The organism is Alistipes sp. D31t1_170403_E11 (assembly GCF_015553985.1).
Classification (GTDB): Bacteria; Bacteroidota; Bacteroidia; order Bacteroidales; family Rikenellaceae; genus Alistipes; species Alistipes montrealensis.
Genome location: NZ_JADNHQ010000003.1, coordinates 444,671 through 462,259, shown reverse-complemented (window position 1 = coordinate 462,259; position 17,589 = coordinate 444,671). Strand labels below are relative to the sequence as shown.

Annotated in this window: 14 protein-coding genes; 7 read left to right on the top strand and 7 right to left on the bottom strand. The window is 58.8% G+C overall.

The genetic code is table 11. The features are described 5' to 3' along the window. The 3 genes from I2E69_RS08335 to I2E69_RS08325 all read right to left on the bottom strand — a co-directional run bounded on the left by I2E69_RS08335 (position 1) and on the right by I2E69_RS08325 (position 2,347). Positions 1-945 carry an NAD(P)-dependent oxidoreductase gene (locus tag I2E69_RS08335; RefSeq protein WP_195460701.1) on the bottom strand — a complete coding sequence of 315 codons (945 nt, stop codon included), beginning with the start codon at positions 943-945 and terminating at the stop codon, positions 1-3. A gap of 96 nt (positions 946-1,041) precedes the next feature. Beyond that, positions 1,042-1,764 (bottom strand): ThiF family adenylyltransferase, encoded by a 723-nt coding sequence (locus I2E69_RS08330; RefSeq protein ID WP_195460699.1) that lies wholly within the window; start codon positions 1,762-1,764, stop codon positions 1,042-1,044. 4 nt (positions 1,765-1,768) lie between these two features. Next, positions 1,769-2,347: a TatD family hydrolase gene (locus I2E69_RS08325; protein ID WP_195460697.1), complete on the bottom strand. Its 579-nt coding sequence runs from the start codon at positions 2,345-2,347 to the stop codon at positions 1,769-1,771. A 335-nt stretch (positions 2,348-2,682) separates the two neighbouring features. On the opposite strand from I2E69_RS08325, the gene I2E69_RS08320 reads away from it, so the two are divergent. From I2E69_RS08320 to I2E69_RS08290, 7 genes are all read left to right on the top strand, one after another. After that, positions 2,683-4,038 (top strand): Na(+)-translocating NADH-quinone reductase subunit A, encoded by a 1,356-nt coding sequence (locus tag I2E69_RS08320; protein WP_195460695.1) that lies wholly within the window; start codon positions 2,683-2,685, stop codon positions 4,036-4,038. A gap of 20 nt (positions 4,039-4,058) precedes the next feature. Further along, positions 4,059-5,168, top strand: coding sequence for an NADH:ubiquinone reductase (Na(+)-transporting) subunit B (gene nqrB / locus I2E69_RS08315; protein WP_195460692.1), 1,110 nt, complete (start codon positions 4,059-4,061; stop codon positions 5,166-5,168). Between the two features lie 8 nt (positions 5,169-5,176). After that, a complete protein-coding gene (nqrC, locus tag I2E69_RS08310) occupies positions 5,177-6,028 on the top strand; it encodes an NADH:ubiquinone reductase (Na(+)-transporting) subunit C (RefSeq protein ID WP_195460690.1) in 852 nt (283 codons plus the stop codon). Between the two features lies 1 nt (position 6,029). Further along, positions 6,030-6,677: an NADH:ubiquinone reductase (Na(+)-transporting) subunit D gene (locus tag I2E69_RS08305; protein ID WP_195460932.1), complete on the top strand. Its 648-nt coding sequence runs from the start codon at positions 6,030-6,032 to the stop codon at positions 6,675-6,677. 11 nt (positions 6,678-6,688) lie between these two features. After that, complete coding sequence (nqrE, locus tag I2E69_RS08300; protein WP_195460688.1) at positions 6,689-7,297, top strand: NADH:ubiquinone reductase (Na(+)-transporting) subunit E; 609 nt, start codon at positions 6,689-6,691, stop codon at positions 7,295-7,297. A gap of 24 nt (positions 7,298-7,321) precedes the next feature. Further along, complete coding sequence (nqrF, locus tag I2E69_RS08295; RefSeq protein ID WP_195460687.1) at positions 7,322-8,584, top strand: NADH:ubiquinone reductase (Na(+)-transporting) subunit F; 1,263 nt, start codon at positions 7,322-7,324, stop codon at positions 8,582-8,584. 297 nt (positions 8,585-8,881) lie between these two features. Then, positions 8,882-9,517 carry a hypothetical protein gene (locus tag I2E69_RS08290; protein ID WP_195460685.1) on the top strand — a complete coding sequence of 212 codons (636 nt, stop codon included), beginning with the start codon at positions 8,882-8,884 and terminating at the stop codon, positions 9,515-9,517. A 150-nt stretch (positions 9,518-9,667) separates the two neighbouring features. On the opposite strand, the gene I2E69_RS08285 is transcribed toward I2E69_RS08290, so the two are convergent. The 4 genes from I2E69_RS08285 to I2E69_RS08270 all read right to left on the bottom strand — a co-directional run bounded on the left by I2E69_RS08285 (position 9,668) and on the right by I2E69_RS08270 (position 17,580). After that, positions 9,668-11,254 carry a beta-N-acetylhexosaminidase gene (locus tag I2E69_RS08285; protein ID WP_195460683.1) on the bottom strand — a complete coding sequence of 529 codons (1,587 nt, stop codon included), beginning with the start codon at positions 11,252-11,254 and terminating at the stop codon, positions 9,668-9,670. 75 nt (positions 11,255-11,329) lie between these two features. After that, entirely contained in the window at positions 11,330-13,549 is a 2,220-nt protein-coding gene (locus tag I2E69_RS08280) for a BACON domain-containing protein (protein ID WP_195460681.1), read from the bottom strand. Positions 13,550-13,609: 60 nt separating this feature from the next. Next, entirely contained in the window at positions 13,610-16,033 is a 2,424-nt protein-coding gene (locus tag I2E69_RS08275; RefSeq protein ID WP_195460679.1) for a BACON domain-containing protein, read from the bottom strand. Positions 16,034-16,062: 29 nt separating this feature from the next. Continuing rightward, positions 16,063-17,580 (bottom strand): RagB/SusD family nutrient uptake outer membrane protein, encoded by a 1,518-nt coding sequence (locus I2E69_RS08270; RefSeq protein ID WP_195460677.1) that lies wholly within the window; start codon positions 17,578-17,580, stop codon positions 16,063-16,065. Positions 17,581-17,589: the final 9 nt, after the last annotated feature.

Below are 17,589 nucleotides of genomic sequence, written 5' to 3'. Positions count from 1 at the left end.
TCAGTTAGGGGTTTGGGTGTAGAAGTCCTTGATATTTTGCGCGATGCAGTCTACGAGTACTTTGAGCGACTCGATGGCAGACCAGGCATTATGAGGCGAGAGCAGCAGGCGGTCGGGATTGCGCAGCGCGAGCAGCGGGTTTCCCGGTTCGATCGGTTCGTGGGCGAAAACGTCCAGTCCGGCTCCGGCCAGCCGGTCGTTGTCGAGGGCTTCGGCCAGCGCCGCTTCGTCGACGATGCCGCCGCGCGCCACGTTGATCAGGATGGCCGAGGGTTTCATCTGCGCCAGTTCGCGTGCGCCGATCAGTCCGCGGGTCTTTTCGGTGAGCGGGGCGTGGATCGACACCACGTCGGCCCATGCCAGCAGTTCGCCGAGCGGCAGGGCGGGGTAGTCCTCCCGGCGGGCAATGCCCGAGGTGGAGGTGTAACGGACTTCGCATCCCAGTGCCTCGGCAATGCGGGCCACGTTGCGGCCGATGTTGCCCATGCCGACGATGCCCCACTTCGAACCATAAAGCTGGTGGGTGGCGGGTCCGTAGTGGAACTGCTGTCCGCTCGCAGCGTACTGCGCCTTGACGTAACGGTCGTAATAGAGAATTTGGCGGCGGAGTCCGATTGCCGCGCCGATGGTGGTTTCCGTAACGGCGTGTGTCGAGTAACCCACGGCATTTTTTACCGTGACGCCCAGTTCGGCGGCGGCTTCGAGGTCGATGTGGTTCATGCCCGTCGCCGCAATGCAGATCAGCCGCAGCCGGGGCAGGGCCTGCATGGTTTCGCGGTGGAAAGGTACTTTGTTGGTGATTACGATGTCGGCTTCGCGGCAGCGGTCGAGCACCTCTTCGCGGCGGGTGGCCGGGTAGCCCGTGTAGCTGCCCAATGCCCGGAGCGGTGCGAGGTCGGCGCTTCCGAGGCTCGATTCGTCCAGAAAAACAATATTTGCTTCCATGATTATTGTCAGTTATTTGTAGTTCGTTATTTTATTTTCGGCCCCGGCTGCGCCCTTGATGCCTTTCGAAGAATGTAGCCGGTAATCGGAGGTCGGTTATTCCAGTTCCCCGATCAGACCGCGGATCACCACCGATGCGCATCCGATGCCGAAAAGCGCCGGGATGTAGGAGATCGTCCCGACGTTCGACTTCTTGTTCTGCTCTTCGCAGAGGATCATCGCCCCCTCGCGCATCGGCTCGGGCGAGAATACGGCCCGGAAACCCTTGCGGATGCCTATTTTGTGGAGCCGCTTGCGCAGCATGTGGGCCAGCGGGCAGTGGTGGGTTTTCGAAATATCGGCGATTTCGAGTTTCGTGGGGTCGGTCTTGGCCCCGGCGCCCATCGAACTGACGATCGGCAGGCCCCGTTCCAGTGCGGCGGCGATCAGCGCCAGCTTGGGGGAAAGGGTGTCGATGGCGTCCACTACGTAGTCGTACCGTGCGGCGTCGAGCAGGATATAGGTCTCCTCGTCCTTGATATATTTGTTGACCACCGTGAGTTCGATCCCGGGATTGATGTCGCGCAGGCGCTCGGCCAGCACGTCGGCTTTCGACCGGCCGATGGTCGAGTGGAGGGCCACTAACTGGCGGTTGATATTGGTGACGTTCACCACGTCTGCGTCGGCGATGGTCATGCGGCCCACGCCCGCCCGGGCGATCATCTCCGCGGCATAGGCTCCTACGCCGCCCAGTCCGACCACGAGCACGCGGGCATTTTTCAGGAGGCCCAGTTTCTCTCCGCCGAGCAGTAAATCCGTTCTTTCCAGCCAGTTGTCCATGTAGTTATCCGAATATCCGTTTGTAGTTTTCCAGTGTCGCCTGTTGCAGCACCTCCGTCGTAACACCTTTTGCTCCCGCCGCACGGACGTATACGTCTTCGATCGGGACAGGGCTGTCGTCCGTTTCGAGGAAAAGCTGCGACAGGGGTGTTTCGCGCAGCGCCGCGAGGGTCTTGGGCGAAGCGAACGCCCGTTCCCCGAACGAGAGGTAATACCCTTTTGCCAGCGCTTTGCGGGCCTGCTCGGGCGAACCGATGAATCCGTGGAAGATTACGGCACGCGGGCTGCATGCTGCCAGTTCGCGCATCAGGGGTTCGAAAGCCTTTACGCAATGGAGCACTACGGGCAGGTTTCGCTCACGGGCCAGCCGGAGCTGGGCGCGCAGGGCCTCCAACTGAGTTGCGCGGTCGGCGCCGCGTACGAAATCCAGCCCTGTTTCGCCGATGGCCTGCGCCTCGCCTAAGCGTTCGCCGAGCGTCGCAATATCCTGCATGTCAGCATTCCAAGGGTGTATTCCCTCCGTACGGAGTTCGATTCCCGAACCGGTCGGGCGATGGGTGTGTATGTTGACATAGGGGAGCATAGCGCAGGCAAATTTAGGAATTTTAACGGGAGCATTGCGAATTTGGGGCCAATTTTTTAACGCCGGACCCGGCCGTCCGGCCGTCGTCTCTCCGGCAGACTTTCCGGCGGTCGTTTTTGTCCCGGATTCTTCCGTTATTCTTTCGGATCGCAAGCATTCGAAAGATTCTTATTTTGACCCGAAAGCAGCCGTTTTAAATCTTAAGTAAATTTAAGAAATAATGGTTTATGCATAGGGAATTTCGGGAAAAAATTTGTACTTTCGCACGCGAATTAATTGTTAGTACACTAACAGCCGAACTTAAATTCCAAACATAACAATCAAAATCATTAACCATGTCGAAAATCATTACACTACGCAAGGGTTTAGACATCAATCTGGTGGGCAAACCCCAGGAGTCGCTCGCGGATGCACCGCAGGCTTCGGAGTATGCCCTCTCGCCCCTCGATTTCGAGGGCGTGACTCCCAAGCTGCTGGTTAAGGAGGGGGATCGGGTGAAAGCCGGCACGCCGTTGTTCTTCAACAAGACCAACGAACGTGTGCTTTTCACGTCGCCCGTCAGCGGCACGGTGGCCGCCGTCAACCGCGGTGAGAAACGCAAGATTCTCAGCGTGACGGTGACTCCCGACGCCACCCAGGAGTACGAGGAGTTTCCGAAGACCGACCTCGGGTCGGCTTCGCGCGACCAGATCGTCGAACTGCTGCTCCGGTCGGGCCTTTGGCCGATGATCGTGCAGCGTCCTTACGGCATTATTGCCGATCCCAGCGACACGCCGAAAGCGGTCTTCATCTCCGCCTTCGACTCCGCACCGCTGGCCCCGGACTACAACTTCGTCCTCAAGGCCGAACAGAAGAACCTCCAGACGGGTATCGACGTGATGCGCAAGCTCACCCCGGGTAAAGTGCACCTCTCGGTGCGCGCCAAGGCCGAAGGCCAGATGTCTTCGCTCAAGGGCGCCGAGCTGCACACCTTTGCCGGAAAACACCCCGTCGGCAACGTCGGTGTGCAGATTCACCACGTAGATCCCGTAAACAAGGGCGAAGTGGTGTGGACGGTCAATATCCAGGATCTGGCCATCATCGGCCGCCTGTTCAACGACGGCCGTGTCGACATGACGAAGATTATCGCCGTAGCTGGCTCGGAGATCGAGCGTCCGCAGTACGTCCGCGTCGTTGCGGGCGCCAAGGTCGACTCGATCCTCAAAGGCAATGTCAAGAAACAGAAGGAGGGCGACCATGTCCGCATCATTTCGGGCAATGTGCTCACGGGCACGAAGACCCCGGCCGACGGTTTTGTCGCCTTCTACGCCAATCAGCTGACTGCAATCCCCGAGGGCGACAAGTACGAACTGCTGGGCTGGGCGCTGCCCCGTTTCGGGAAGTTCTCCGTATCGCGCGCCTACTTCTCGTGGATCTGCCCGAAGAAAGCTTACGATCTCGACACCAACCTGAACGGCGGCGAACGCCCGTTCGTCGTGACGGGGCTCTACGAGCAGTACCTGCCGATGGACATCTATCCGATGTATCTCCTGAAGGCCTGCCTCGCCGGCGACATCGACAAGATGGAAAACCTCGGCATTTACGAAGTCACGGAAGAGGACTTCGCGCTGTGCGAGTTCGTCGATCCCTCGAAGATCGAGATTCAGCAGATCATCCGCGACGGTATTAACTTAATGATCAGGGAGGCATAAAGATGGGACTGCGTAAATTAATGGATAATATCAAGCCCACCTTCTCCAAAGGAGGTAAACTGGGCTTTCTGGAGTCGACGTTCGATGCATTCGAAACGTTCCTCTTCGTACCCAACACCACTACCTCGAAGGGCGCGCATATCCGCGACTGCAACGACATGAAACGTACGATGATCATGGTCGTCGTGGCGCTGATGCCGGCGTTCTTCTTCGGTTGCTACAATACGGGTATCCAGGTCGGATTGGAGGGCTTCACGGCTTTCTTCTACGGTCTGGTGCGTGTGCTGCCGATGGTCTGCGTTTCGTATATCGTGGGTCTGGGCATCGAGTTCGGATTCGCACAGGCGCGCGGCCACGAGGTCAACGAGGGTTTCCTCGTTTCGGGTCTGCTGATCCCGATGATCATGCCGGTGTCGACTCCGCTCTGGATGGTGGGACTTTCGACGGCTTTCGCCGTGGTCTTCGGTAAGGAGGTTTTCGGCGGTACGGGTATGAACGTCTTCAATCCCGCGCTGCTGGCGCGTGCCTTCGCCTTCTTCGCCTACACTCCTTCGATGTCGGGCGAGACGGTCTGGTATTCCGACTGGACGATGATGGGCGCACATGTCGACGGCATCACGGGCGCAACGGCCCTCGAGCAGCTCTCGACGACCGGCGCCATGGCCTACTCGCCGCTGGACGCTTTCCTGGGCTTTATCCCCGGATCGTTCGCCGAGACTTCGACGCTGGCCATCCTCATCGGCGCTGCGATCCTTCTCTTCACGGGCATCGCTTCGTGGCGTACGATGGTTTCGGTATTCGTCGGCGGACTGGCGATGGGCTACCTGTTCCAGGCGCTCGGCGTGACGACCTATCCCGCCTGGTGGCATCTGATCGTCGGCGGTTTCGCCTTCGGTGCGGTCTTCATGGCTACGGACCCCGTGACCTCGGCCCAGACCAACAAGGGCAAGTATATCGTGGGTCTGATGACCGGAGCGCTGGCCGTGCTGATCCGCGTGGTGAACCCGGCCTATCCCGAAGGCATGATGCTTTCGATCCTCTTTATGAATGCGCTGGCGCCGCTGGTGGACTACTACGTGGTCGAGGCCAATATTTCGCGCCGCAAGAAACGTGTTAAACTCGTAAAATAGGGGAGACTATGGCAACTAAAAAATTCAGATGCAATGTCTGCGGCTATATCCACGAAGGAGACGCCGCGCCCGCTAACTGCCCTGTCTGCGGAGTTCCCGCTTCGGAGTTCACGGAACTGAAGCAGGAGAAAAAGGGTCTGCTGAGCGACAAGAACGGCAACGCCTATATTATTATGTACTCGACGGTGATGGTCGTCGTCGTGGCCGTGTTACTGGCCGTGGCGGCCCTTGCCCTCAAACCCCGTCAGGATGCTAACGACCTGAACGAGAAGAAGCAGAACATCCTCGCGTCGCTCTCGGCACAGGATCAGTCCTACGACGAGTATATCGACGCCTATGTCGTGGACAAGGACGGTAAGCGGATCGACGGCGAAGACGTTTTCGCGCTGCTCAACGACCTGCCGGGAACCTTCGAAGCGGGCAAGTTCCCGGTCTTCGAGGCCAAGGACGGCCGCGTGGTCATTCCCGTAACGGGCATGGGCCTCTGGGGCCCGATCTGGGGCTATGTGGCGCTTGAGAAGGACATGGATACCGTAGCCGGTATCATCATGGCCCACAAGGGCGAGACCCCGGGCCTCGGCGCCGAGATTTCGACGCCCAAGTACCAGGCCAATTTCGTCGGCAAGACGATCTTCGACGGCGACAAGTTCGTCTCGGTGAAGCTCCGCAAGGGCGGCGCCAAGGACCTCGCGCACGAGGTAGATGCCATTTCGGGCGGTACGAAGACCTCGGACGGCGTGACGGCGATGCTTCAGAACAGCCTCTCGAACTACCTGCCCCTGCTGGAGGCCAAGCGTACCGCTGCGGCTCCCGTTTCGGCAGAAGTGTCTAACGAAGAAAATGTAGAAAACAATGAGTAAGATGGAAAAAGAGCCTTTGTTTTCGGCTAAGAACCTGAAATTCCTGACGGGACCGTTCTCTGCGAACAACCCGGTCATCGTGCAGATCCTCGGTATCTGCTCGGCGCTGGCCGTCACCGTACAGCTCAAGCCCGCCATCGTTATGGCATTGTCCGTTACGGTCGTTACGGGATTCTCGAACCTCGTGATGTCGCTGCTGCGCAACGGCGTTCCCTCGCGTATCCGCATCATCGTTCAGCTCGTCGTTATCGCCGCGCTGGTAATTCTCGTCGACCAGGTGCTCAAAGCCTTCGTTTACGAAGTCTCGAAGCAGTTGTCGGTTTACGTCGGCCTGATCATCACCAACTGTATCGTCATGGGCCGCGTGGAGGCTTTCGCCCTCGCCAACAAGCCCTGGGCTTCGTTCCTCGACGGTATCGGCAACGGTTTCGGTTACGGCCTGATTCTGGTGATCGTGGCCTTCTTCCGCGAGCTTTTCGGTTCGGGCAGCCTTCTGGGCTTCCGCATCATCCCCGAGAGCTGGTACATGGCCGAGGGCGGCTTCTATTCGAACTGCGGACTGATGCTCTTCCCGCCGATGGCGCTGATCATCGTGGGCTGCATCATCTGGGTGCACCGTTCGCGTAACAAGGACTTACAGGAAAAATAGGAGGATAACGTATGGAATCATTGAATATCTTTATCCGGTCGATCTTTATCGACAACATGGTCTTCGCCTTCTTCTTCGGCATGTGTTCCTACATCGCCGTGTCGAAAAGCGTGAAGACGGCCCTGGGACTCGGCGCTGCCGTTACGTTCGTGATGGTGATGACCGTCCCGCTGAACTACCTCTTGTACGAATACGTGCTGAAGGCCAATGCGCTCATCGAAGGCGTGGACCTGAACTTCCTGTCGTTCATCGTCTTCATCGCCACCATCGCGGCTTTCGTGCAGTTGGTGGAGATGATCGTCGAGAAGTTCTCGCCGACGCTTTACAGCCAGTTGGGAATCTTCCTGCCGCTGATTGCCGTGAACTGCGCCATCATGGGCGGCTCGCTGTTCATGCAGCAGAAGGTCGACGGCGGCGAGCTTTCGACGCTCTGGCAGTCGATCGTCTACGGTCTGGGCTCGGGCCTGGGCTGGTGGCTGGCGATCGTGATGATGGCCGCCATCCGCGAGAAGACGACCTATTCGCATATCCCCGCGGCGCTCAAGGGCCCCGGCATCGCCTTCATCATCACCGGTCTGATGGGCATTGCCTTCATGATCTTCTCGGGCATTCAGTTCTAACCTTTAAAAAGAGATTCTGAAAAAATGACTACAACGATTTTAATAGCGATCGCAGCCTTTTTGGTGATCACGCTCGTGCTGGTCGCACTGCTTCTCTATGCGAAGGCGAAACTGACCTCTTCGGGCGATGTGACGATCGACATCAACGGCGGCGAGAAGGTCATCACGACCGAAAGCGGCTCGACGCTGCTCGCGACGCTGGCCAACAACAAGGTGTTCCTGCCTTCGGCCTGCGGCGGCGGCGGTTCGTGCGGCATGTGCAAATGCCAGGTGCTCGAAGGCGGCGGCGACATCCTGCCCACCGAAACGGGCTTCATCTCGCGTAAGATGGCCAAGGACCACTGGCGTCTGGGCTGTCAGGTGAAGGTGAAGGAAAATATGAAAATCCACGTCGAAGAGGCTGTCCTGGGCGTTAAGAAGTGGGAGTGCGAGGTGGTCTCGAACCGCAGCATTTCGACCTTCCTCAAGGAGTTCGTCGTGAAACTGCCCGCGGGCGAGAACCTCAAGTTCCGCAGCGGCGGTTACATCCAGATCGACATTCCGAAATACGACGCCATCAAGTTCTCCGACATGGACATCGAGCCGCAGTTCCGTGAGGACTGGGACAAGTTCAAGATGTGGGACCTGGTGACCACCAACCCCGAACCGACGTTCCGCGCCTATTCGATGGCCAACCACCCGGCCGAGGGCAACATCATCATGCTCAACATCCGTATCGCTACGCCTCCGTTCGATAAGGCTACGGGCGGCTTCATGAAGGTCAACCCGGGTATCTGCTCGTCGTATGTCTTCTCGCGCAAACCGGGCGACAAGGTGACCATTTCGGGCCCCTACGGCGAGTTCTTCCTGCCGGACAACCTGCCCGATACGCAGGAGCTGATCTTCATCGGCGGCGGTGCGGGCATGGCTCCGATGCGCAGCCACCTGATGCATTTGTTCAAGACCGAGAAGACCGGCAAACCGGTGTCGTTCTGGTACGGTGCGCGTGCGCTGAAGGAGGTTCCCTACCTCGACGAGTTCCACCAGATCGAGAAGGATTTCCCCAACTTCAAGTTCAACCTTGCGCTCGACCGTCCCGATCCCGCGGCAGACGCCGCCGGGGTGAAATATACGCCGGGCTTCGTGCACAACGTGCTTTACGAGAATTACCTCAAGAACCACCAGGCTCCCGAGGACTGCATCTACCTCATGTGCGGACCTCCGATGATGATCGCATCGGTTGTCAAGATGCTGGACAACCTCGGCGTGCCGCCGGAGAATATCCTCTACGACAACTTCGGTTCGTAACGGGGACGATGATTCGCAAAACGCCGCAGGCGTGTAAATGAAGAGGAGGGAAGTTTTGAATTTTTTCGGAGACTTCCCTCCTCTTCGTTTATTTATCCCCGTAGGGATTTGCAGATCATAGCCGCGTGCCGCCGAAGCCCCGGAGCGGGGCTGTCGCGGACGGAGACGGCGGCGTAAAAAGCGGCGGTGGCGGTGCGGTTTCCGGCGAAGTGGGATCCGGATGTATTTTTGGAGGTTTCCAAATTTGGCGGACCGGAAATAAAACCGTAAATTCGGAAGAATTCCGAATATTGAGCTATGAGACTTTTCTTACCGTTCGTCATGCTGTTGCTGGCGCTCCCTCTATCCTCGCAGGCCAAGCCGAAGAGGTATAAAATGGACTATTATCGGGTCTGTTTGGAGTCTGTCGAGGTCGCGAACGCCCCGGAAGGCGTTATCGGCAATCCCGGGAATGAGCAGGGTTTCACGACGCCCGTGTACCGGGATTCCGTAATCCGCATCGTTTTCACCTTTGAACCTACGCATGTCGATTTTTTTCTGTCCAATGAAAGCGACTCCAATTTCCGGATCATCTGGGATGACGCCGTTTTCGTGGATGGAATTTCGAATACCGGGGAGGGCGTATTTCACCGGGGCGTGAGGTTGCTCGACAGACACGATGCACAGGTTCCTTCCGTGGTCGTGAAAGGAACTGGCATTTCGGAGTCGATCGCCGTTAAGAGCCGGGTTTTTTACAGTTACGACCTCCGGCGGTGGGTATTCAAGAATCTGCTGCGGGATGCGGATAAGCTCACCCGGATAGAGATATCGTTGCCGATTGAAACCGCCGCAGGGCGGCGGGACTACCTGTTCGTGTTTTCCGTCCGCTGGGAGAACCGGAAGGTCAAAGCCGAGTTCGAAGGGGGCCGGTGGTTTTACGTGTCTGAAAAATAACCGCTTTCGTCCGCGGCGATTCCGGGTCTCGGACCTTGTATATCCCCGTCGGGAGCAGCGCCGAGTCTCCGGCGGTCGGTGCAGTGCATCCGAAAACACCCCGCAGGGTCCTGCGACCTGCGGGGTGTTCCGTGTGAAATGCAGAATACGCTACTCGATACCCTCGAACAGATAGGGCGCGTAGTTGTATCCTTCGGCTTTGTAGATGGCTGCCAGCGCGGGAATCCGCCGTACGAAATCGTTGTAATCCTTGCGGTCATAAGCCCAGCCCACTTCGGAAAGGGCCGCCATGCGCGGCAGGACCATGTGCTGGACGTGTTTGATGTCTGCGATGTACTCTGTCCAGAGGTTGCACTGCACACCCATGATCTGTTTCCGCTCTGAGAGCGTCAGTTGATCGCAGGGGTCGAGGCGGTAGGCCTGCCGTACCGAGACGTAACGGGTATTGCCCAGCGGTTCGTAACGCTCGGGATCGGAGGTCTGGCTGTAATCGAAATAGCAGTACCATTTGGGCGTCATGATCACGGGATTTCCCTTTCGGGCCGCCTTGATGCCCGGTTCTATGCCGTTCCACGACATGATGTTCGCGGTTTTCGAGATGCCGCCCTGCAGAATCTCGTCCCAGCCGATGATTTCCCGGCCGTGGGCGTGCATCCAGCGTTCGATGCGGTGGACAAAGTAGCTCTGCAACTCGTATTCGTTTTTGAGCCCCTCCTCGCGGATGCGCTGCTGGCAGTGGGGACATGCTTTCCAGCGGCCTTTGGGGCATTCGTCGCCGCCGATGTGGATGAGTTTCGAAGGGAAAAGTTCGAGCACCTCCGTAAGCACGTTCTCGATAAATTCGAACGTCGTCTCCTTGCCTGCGCAATATACGTCGTCGCTGATACCCCAGTGGGTCCATACGGCATAGGGCCCTCCCGTGCAGCCGAGCCACGGGTAGGCCGTCAGGGCCGCCAGCCCGTGTCCGGGCACTTCGATCTCGGGAATCACCTCGATATGGCGATCTGCGGCGTAGCGGACGATCTCGCGAATCTCCTCCTGGGTGTAGAAACCGCCGTAGGGCTTACCGTCATAAACACCTTCCTTGTTCTTGTCGTAACGGCCGACGAGCGTTTCGGCACGCCGGGACCCGACCTCTGTGAGCAACGGGTATTTTTTGATCTCGATCCGCCAGCCCTGGTCGTCGGTCAGATGCCAGTGGAAACGGTTGATCTTGTGCAACGAGAGAATGTCGATGTAGCTTTTTACGTCTTCGACCGGAAAGAAATGGCGGCAAACGTCGAGCATCGCTCCGCGGTAGGCGAACGAAGGCTTGTCGCGGATGATGCAGGCGGGAATTTCGCCGCCTGCGATCAGCTGCTGGAGACTCCGCAGGCCGTGCAGTACAGCCTGTGGGGTCGATGCGGTGACCGAAATGCCCCGTTTGGTGATTTCGAGCCGGTATTCCTCGGTTTCGTATCCGGGTTGCAGTTGCAGCGTCACGGCATGTTTTACGGGCGCGGTGGTGACGGCTGGAATTGTTCCGGTGAGTTTCCCGGCTGCAACGGCGAAAATCTCCGCCAGAGTGCGCAGCCGCTCGTCGGCGATGACGATCGGGGTGCGCGGCGTCAGACGGAACGAGCCCGGCAGTTCTTCGACCGAGGCGGGGCGCGGAACGATGCGGATACGGCTGTCGCAGGCGGCGAAACCCGGCAGGACGGCCTGGATGGCAAGGATCAGGAATAAAAGGTATTTCACGATTTTGTTTCTGGTTGAGCGGTTTAAAAGCCCCCGCCTGTAAGAGGCTTGCAGGCGGGGTGCTTCCGGTTGATTTTATTTGTTGTAGCGGACGCCGATGTAGGAGAAGGCGATCTCTCCCGTCGAGATGATCTGGTTGTCGAATTCGTCGTCTTCCTTACCGCCGGCTTTCTGGTTGGCGGCCGAGAAGCGGATGCAGACATCCTCCTTACCGAGCAGTTCGAGCGGCAGGGGTACGTTGATGTACTTGTAGCCGGCACATTGCCAGTACAGGGTCAGCGACCAGTTCACGATGTCGGGAACCTGGAATTCGGTGATCGGGTTCCAGTCGTCGCGGTTGTTGTCGCCGTGTTCCGACCAGTCGACCTTGATGTAGCGGGGACCTCCGATGACGCGGTTCTGAATGGCCACTTGCAGCGAGAGCACGTTGGTCGAGATGCCCTGCGTCGAGAAGTGGAGCAGCCATGCTTCGCTGCGGTCGGTTTCGGTGTTCCACCATTGGCACTTGTTGGTCCAGGCAGAGAATTCCGCGCTCGTCAGATTTCCTTTGCCGTCGTGGTTTGTTCCGGGGTCAGTACACATTTGTTTGCCGTTTTCGACGACGCCGTTTCCGTTGATGTTGCCTTTATTGGTGCCGCCCCAAGGTTTCTCTTTGTCGAGGTTGTATTCGTTGCCGATGGGGCCGAGGTAGCTCGGGTCGCTTACTCCCGAGCCTGCGTCGCCCGATTTCTCGTCGGGATGGGTGAAGGTCAGGTAGCCGTTGTCTCCGGTCGTGGGGCGGAAGACGCGGCTTTCGAGTTTGCCGTAGCGGTATTCGGTCAGAAGGGCCGAGAAGCTGTTCGCGAAATCTTTCTCCAGCGCAATATCCTCGCGCGTGAGGTGGCGGATCTGGTAGCGGCCGATGTCGCCCATGCCCTGCGAACCCATCCAGACGAAGCGGTCGTGGGTTTCGTGTACCACTACGCCCGAGATGTCGCCCGAACCGTAGGGCAGCATCTGTCCGTCGCGGCGGTATTTGCAGGTGGTGTTGGTCAGCATGTAGAAGCTGTCGCCGTTCTTGTCGCGCACCAGCATCGGGTATTTCGTTTCGCGGTTGGCATTGGTGCTACGTGCGTAGCCTTCGTTGATCGGCGTCAGGCTGCCTTTGCGTACGGGCAGTTCACAGTCGGCGAGCGTCACCCACGTGTAGATGTCCATGTCGGTCAGTTCGTTGTAATACTTGCGCTTCTGCGGGATGTCGGAAGCCGATCCCGAAACCGAAGACATGACCATCGCCGAAGTAACGTTGCTGATGATGTAGCGTTCGGGGTCTACCTCCTGCGTTACCGTCGCGCCCTTGAGCAGGATGCGGACCTTGCTGTAACGTTCGAAGATGTTGTCGTCTTCGGTCGCGGTCTTGATCATGAAGCCCTGCGAACCGTCGAGGCTCTGGATGTAGGCCGTGCGGTAGGTCTCCGTGTAGTCGATCGAAGTCATGGTCTTCATCGAATTCTCGCCGTTGTTGCCGTTGCCTATGTCGCTGATGACGCGTCCCTCGATGAAAACGTCGCGATTGACGGGGCCTACCATGTCGCGCACCTCGCCGAACGAAATTTCGTGGCCGAATTCATTCTTGGCGTTGGCCTGCGTGATGTAGACCGTCGACTCGGTGGTGCGGTTCCAGCCGTCGCGGTAGCTGAGCGTGATACGCGCATTGCGCAGGGCCTCGGGGTCGGCGTTGGGAGCGGCCTGAAGGATCAGGAATCCGTTGCTGATGTCGAGGTCCGAGATCCATCCGCCTTCGTCGGAACTCGTGTAGACGATCTGCTGCCCGAGGTCCTCCAGTTCGAGGTTGGTGGTGAGCTGCGCCGTTGCCTGCCCGCCGTCGCCGAGCACCGTGATGCTGCGGGTCGAGAAGCTCAGTTCCGGGCTGATGAAGCCTTCCTGCTTGATATATACGGTGTCGGCACGGTCGTGGGTCCAGAGGCGGATGCCCTCCATGCGGGGGAATCCGTCGTTGGTCGAGATGTGGACCTTGAATAGGTCGTCGCCCGTAAAATGCGTTCCGCGGCCTTCGGTGTCGAGCGTGAGCCAGCCGTTGTCGGGGTTGATCAAAGCGATATCGTAGGGTTGGTTGGAGAGTACCGGTATGTTTACGGTGCCGCTTTTCCAGGGGCCTATGATCTCTTTCTTGACGGGTCCGAATTCGGAGACGCGGGTCTCCTCGCCGTTGTCCTTTTCGCAGGCCGTGAGCATCAGTCCGCCCAGCAGCGGGAGCAGCAGTTTCCGGCAGCGTGATTTTATCTGTTTCATCATGTTCGAAATTAGGTTTTACCGCTTCGGCGGGGGAGGGCGTTCCCTCCCCGCCGGGGCGATTTATTTGTTACTCTTTACGGCTATGGTTCCGAAACGCATGGGCGAACGCTTGTTAGTCGCCATGCCGGAGGTGATCGTGCCTGTGTCGCCCTGGTCTACCGTGGCGGTGTTCGAGGCGATGCACTGCGTGCTTCGGGCCTTGATCAGCAGCGTGACTTCCGGCTGGTTGCGCAGGGCGTCCGGCAGGATGAACACGCGGTCGGCATAACCCGGCGTCGCGCAGTAGGTCATCGTTGACGCCCAGAAGACGAACGGACGGGCGCAGAAGCCCGATTCGGGCACTACGGTGAAATTCACCCCGTCGGTCGAGTATTCCACCTGCCAGTGAACGGGGCCGTAGATGCTCGTGCCGCCGGCGTTGCCCTGCGAGTTGGTGAAGTTGAGCGAGAGGTTCTCGCCGGCGCCCTCGGTCGAGAATTTCAGGGCCACGGCATAGCCCGTGTTTTCGTTGAAATTCCACCAGTAGGTGTTTTCGAATTTCAGGGCGTTTTTGCTGTTCAGTCCGGCGCCTGTCGTGAGTCCGTTATACTCGTTGTCCAGCGCATTGGTAGCCGCAGGGTCGGTGCACCAGAGCGATCCGCTGCCCAGGTCCGGGGCGATCGTGCCGTCGGTATTGGTCTTGATCGCGGCGTCGTTCCAGTTCCACTCCACGAGTGTCTTGCGGTTGGACGAGGATTCCGAGGCGGCGAGTTCGATCTCCTCCTTTTCCAATACGCGGACCGAGTAACGGCCGATGTACCCCTCGTTGGTGTAGCCGTAGCGGGGCTGGAGGTCGTGGACGATGATGCCGCTGAGCGTGCCTTTGCCCTTGGGCATGCCGCTTCCGTCGCGGCGCCAGGGAGTCTTGTTGTTGACCAGCATCGAGATCGTGCCGCCGTTCTTGTCGCAGAGCGCGCGGGGTACGCAGCTGACGAAGTTCGCCGTGCCGAAGTAGCCTTCGTTGACGTTGGTGTAGCTGCCGTCGGGCAGGGCGAATTCGACCTCCTTGAGCGAAACGTAGGTGTAGATGTCCTCGTCGGTGAGCTGGCCGATCGACTTTTCCTTGCGGATGAGATCGCTGGCCGTGCCGGGCGTCTGGCTGACGATGTTGGCCGCCGTAAGTCCGCTGAGCGTATACCGCTCGGGGTTGGCCTCCTTGGTGAGGGTCACGCCGTTGAGTGCGATCTTTACCTGCGAGTAGCGTTCCAGCGTGTTGTCTGCGGCCGAATTGAGCTGCAACCGGTAGCCGTAGCTGCCGTCGAGCATCTGCACGTAGGCCGTCTTGGCGTTTACCGTATAGTCGGTGGCGTTGGGCGCCGAGTTGGGCGTCGACTCCACGTTGGCGTTGTCCTTGTCGCTGATCACGATGCCCTCGAAGAAGGCCTCGGGGTTGTTGATTACCACCTGGCCGCTTTCGCCCTTGATCAGCGTGCGGTAGTCGGCCTCGTAGGTCTGCTCGACGACGAACGGCGCGACGGGCGTGAGCGTTCCGGTCCCGTTCGGGAGCGTGAAGGCGATCGACGCGCTGCGCGGAGCCTCCGAGTCGTTCTCCTTTACGTCGAACGACAGTGTTTTGTCTTCGAGCGTGATGTTCTCGATCCAGCCTGTCGACGCCTCGTTGTAGGTCGGCGTGCAAACCACGCTGGCGAGCAGGCTGCCCAGGTTGTGCTTCAGTTCCGCCTTGATGGTCGTGGCCTTGCGCGTGGTTTTGGCGCGGTCGGGCGTGAAGGTCATGAAGGCCTGCTCGGTCGCCTGCGTGACGGTCAGCGTAACGGCGTGTTTCTTCTCTTTGGCGTCGATGTAGGTCAGCGTGATCTCAGCCTGTCGCTTGCGCGGCGAGGTGTTCTCCAGCGTGCTGAACGTGACGGCGTCGGTGCCGATTTCGAGGTTTTCGATCCACTCCTGGTCGGGCTCGGGCGTTTCGTCGTCGTCCTCGTCGGGGATCACCGAATAGACGATCGTATCCTTGATCTGCCTGTAATCCTCCTTGAGGTTGTTCTCCATGCCGACGCTGAGGTCCCACGGGTTGCTGAAAATCTCGATGCGGCTCTCCTTGAGCGACAGGATGGGGTCTTTGCCCTCCTGCGTCATGCGGATTACCTGTTCGCCGCCGCCGCGGTTGAAGAGGATGTCCACAGTGCGGGGTACGCCGTAGTTGGCGGCGTATTTGAAGGTGATCCATCCGTTGCCTTCGCCGCCCAGACGGTCGATCGTCGCCCAGTCCACGTCTTCCGACAGGTGGGCCGACCATTCGCCCGTGGAGTAGATCCGCACCTGGGTGGAACCGGCGTCCGCGGTGAGCGTGTATTTGTTGGAATCCACATTCAGCGGAAGGTCCATGGCCGAATCCATCTCGCATCCGGTCAGCAGGAGCAGCGTCGTGACAAGGGGCAGGATGCCCGTGCGCCACGCTTTGTAGATGCTGTCTGTAAGTCTATTTTTCATCGTTGTGCTTTTTTATTCGTTCCGGGGGCTTACATGCCGTATTGGTTGTAGGCCTTGTTGTCGAGCGCACCGCCCGAATAGACGACCTCCTTGTCGGGGATCGGGTAGTATTCGTGGCAGGGAAGGATGTTGTCCTTGAGCGTGGCGTAGTTGGTGTAGTCGTAAGTTATCTGATACCAGATTCCCCAGCGCACCAGGTCGAATTTGCGCTGGAACTCGCCCAGCAGTTCGCGGCCGCGTTCCTTCTGGATCTCTTCCTTGAGCGACTCCATGTTCTTGTAGGTGTAAGCCGTGATTCCGGCGCGCTCCTTGACCATGTTCAGGTAGCGGATCGACTCGTCGACGTTCTCCTGCTCGGCATAACACTCCGACATCATCAGGATGGCGTCGGCATAGCGGAATATCTTCTGGTTGGTGAAGTCGGCGGTGTTCTGCATGCCCGGACACCAGAATTTGGGGCCGAGCCACGGACGGGTTCCCACGTTGCTGAAAGGCTTGCCGTCGTATTCCCACGCCATGTTCAGCGTTTTGCGTTTGTCGTTGCCCTTTTTGGTCTGGAGACCGTCGCAGAAGTAGCTGTTGGGGCGCATGGAGGTCCAGGTGGTCATGGCCGTGCCCATTTCGGGAATCTCCACGCCGTCGTATACGCCTTTGCCGTTGTGGCTCGGGGTGGTGATGGCCGCTACGTTGGTCGTGACGGCCAGTCCGCCGGGGGTGTAGGTGCGCTGCACTTCGAAGATCGACTCCGGGGTGTTCTTGTTGCGGAACATGATGTCTTCGAGCGGATACTGTTGCAGGTCGCCGTAGATTTTCTCCAGTTCGCCGAGCGCTTCGAGGGCGTCTTCCCAACGATGGTTCCACTGCGCGAGTTTGGCGATCATCATCCAGCCCATCGCGGCGCCCATACGGTTGTCGCTGATCTCCGACGAACGCACCTGGTCCATGGAGGGCACGTAGCGCTGTAATTCGTCGATCAGGTAATCGCGGGTGTCCTTCGCCGGCATGCGGCCCATGTGGGCGATCTCCATCATCACCTTGTTGTCCGAGACCTCCTTGGTGTAGAAGGGCACGTCGCCGAAGACGCAGGTCAGCAGCCAGTAGTAGTAGGCCCGGAGCACCATGCCTTCCGCCAGCAGCGGTTTTTTATCCGCCTCCGACGCCTCTTCGATGTCGCTCAGGGGCGAACGTTCGATGGCGGCGATGGTCGAGTTGCAGTACATCACGCCTTTGTAGCACTGGGTCCATATCTTCGCGCCGTTGAGCGGTTTTGCGGGGGATATGTCGAGCTGGGCGTCCTTGGTTCCCGAGGCGATGTACATCAGGTCGGTCACGCCTTCGGTCATGATCAGGAAGCAGTAGTCGTAGATGCTGTTGATCGGGATGTAGCAGGCGTTCAGGCCCGCCAGGCACTGCGCCCGGGTCTTATAGTAATCCTTGGGCCCTACGAACGACGTGGGGTGTTCGTCCAGGTCGCACGCGCTGAGCAGCAGGGCGGCCGTTGCCGCCAGCATCAGCAGGTATTTTTTCAGGAAACAGAATGTTTTCATGGTTTTGGC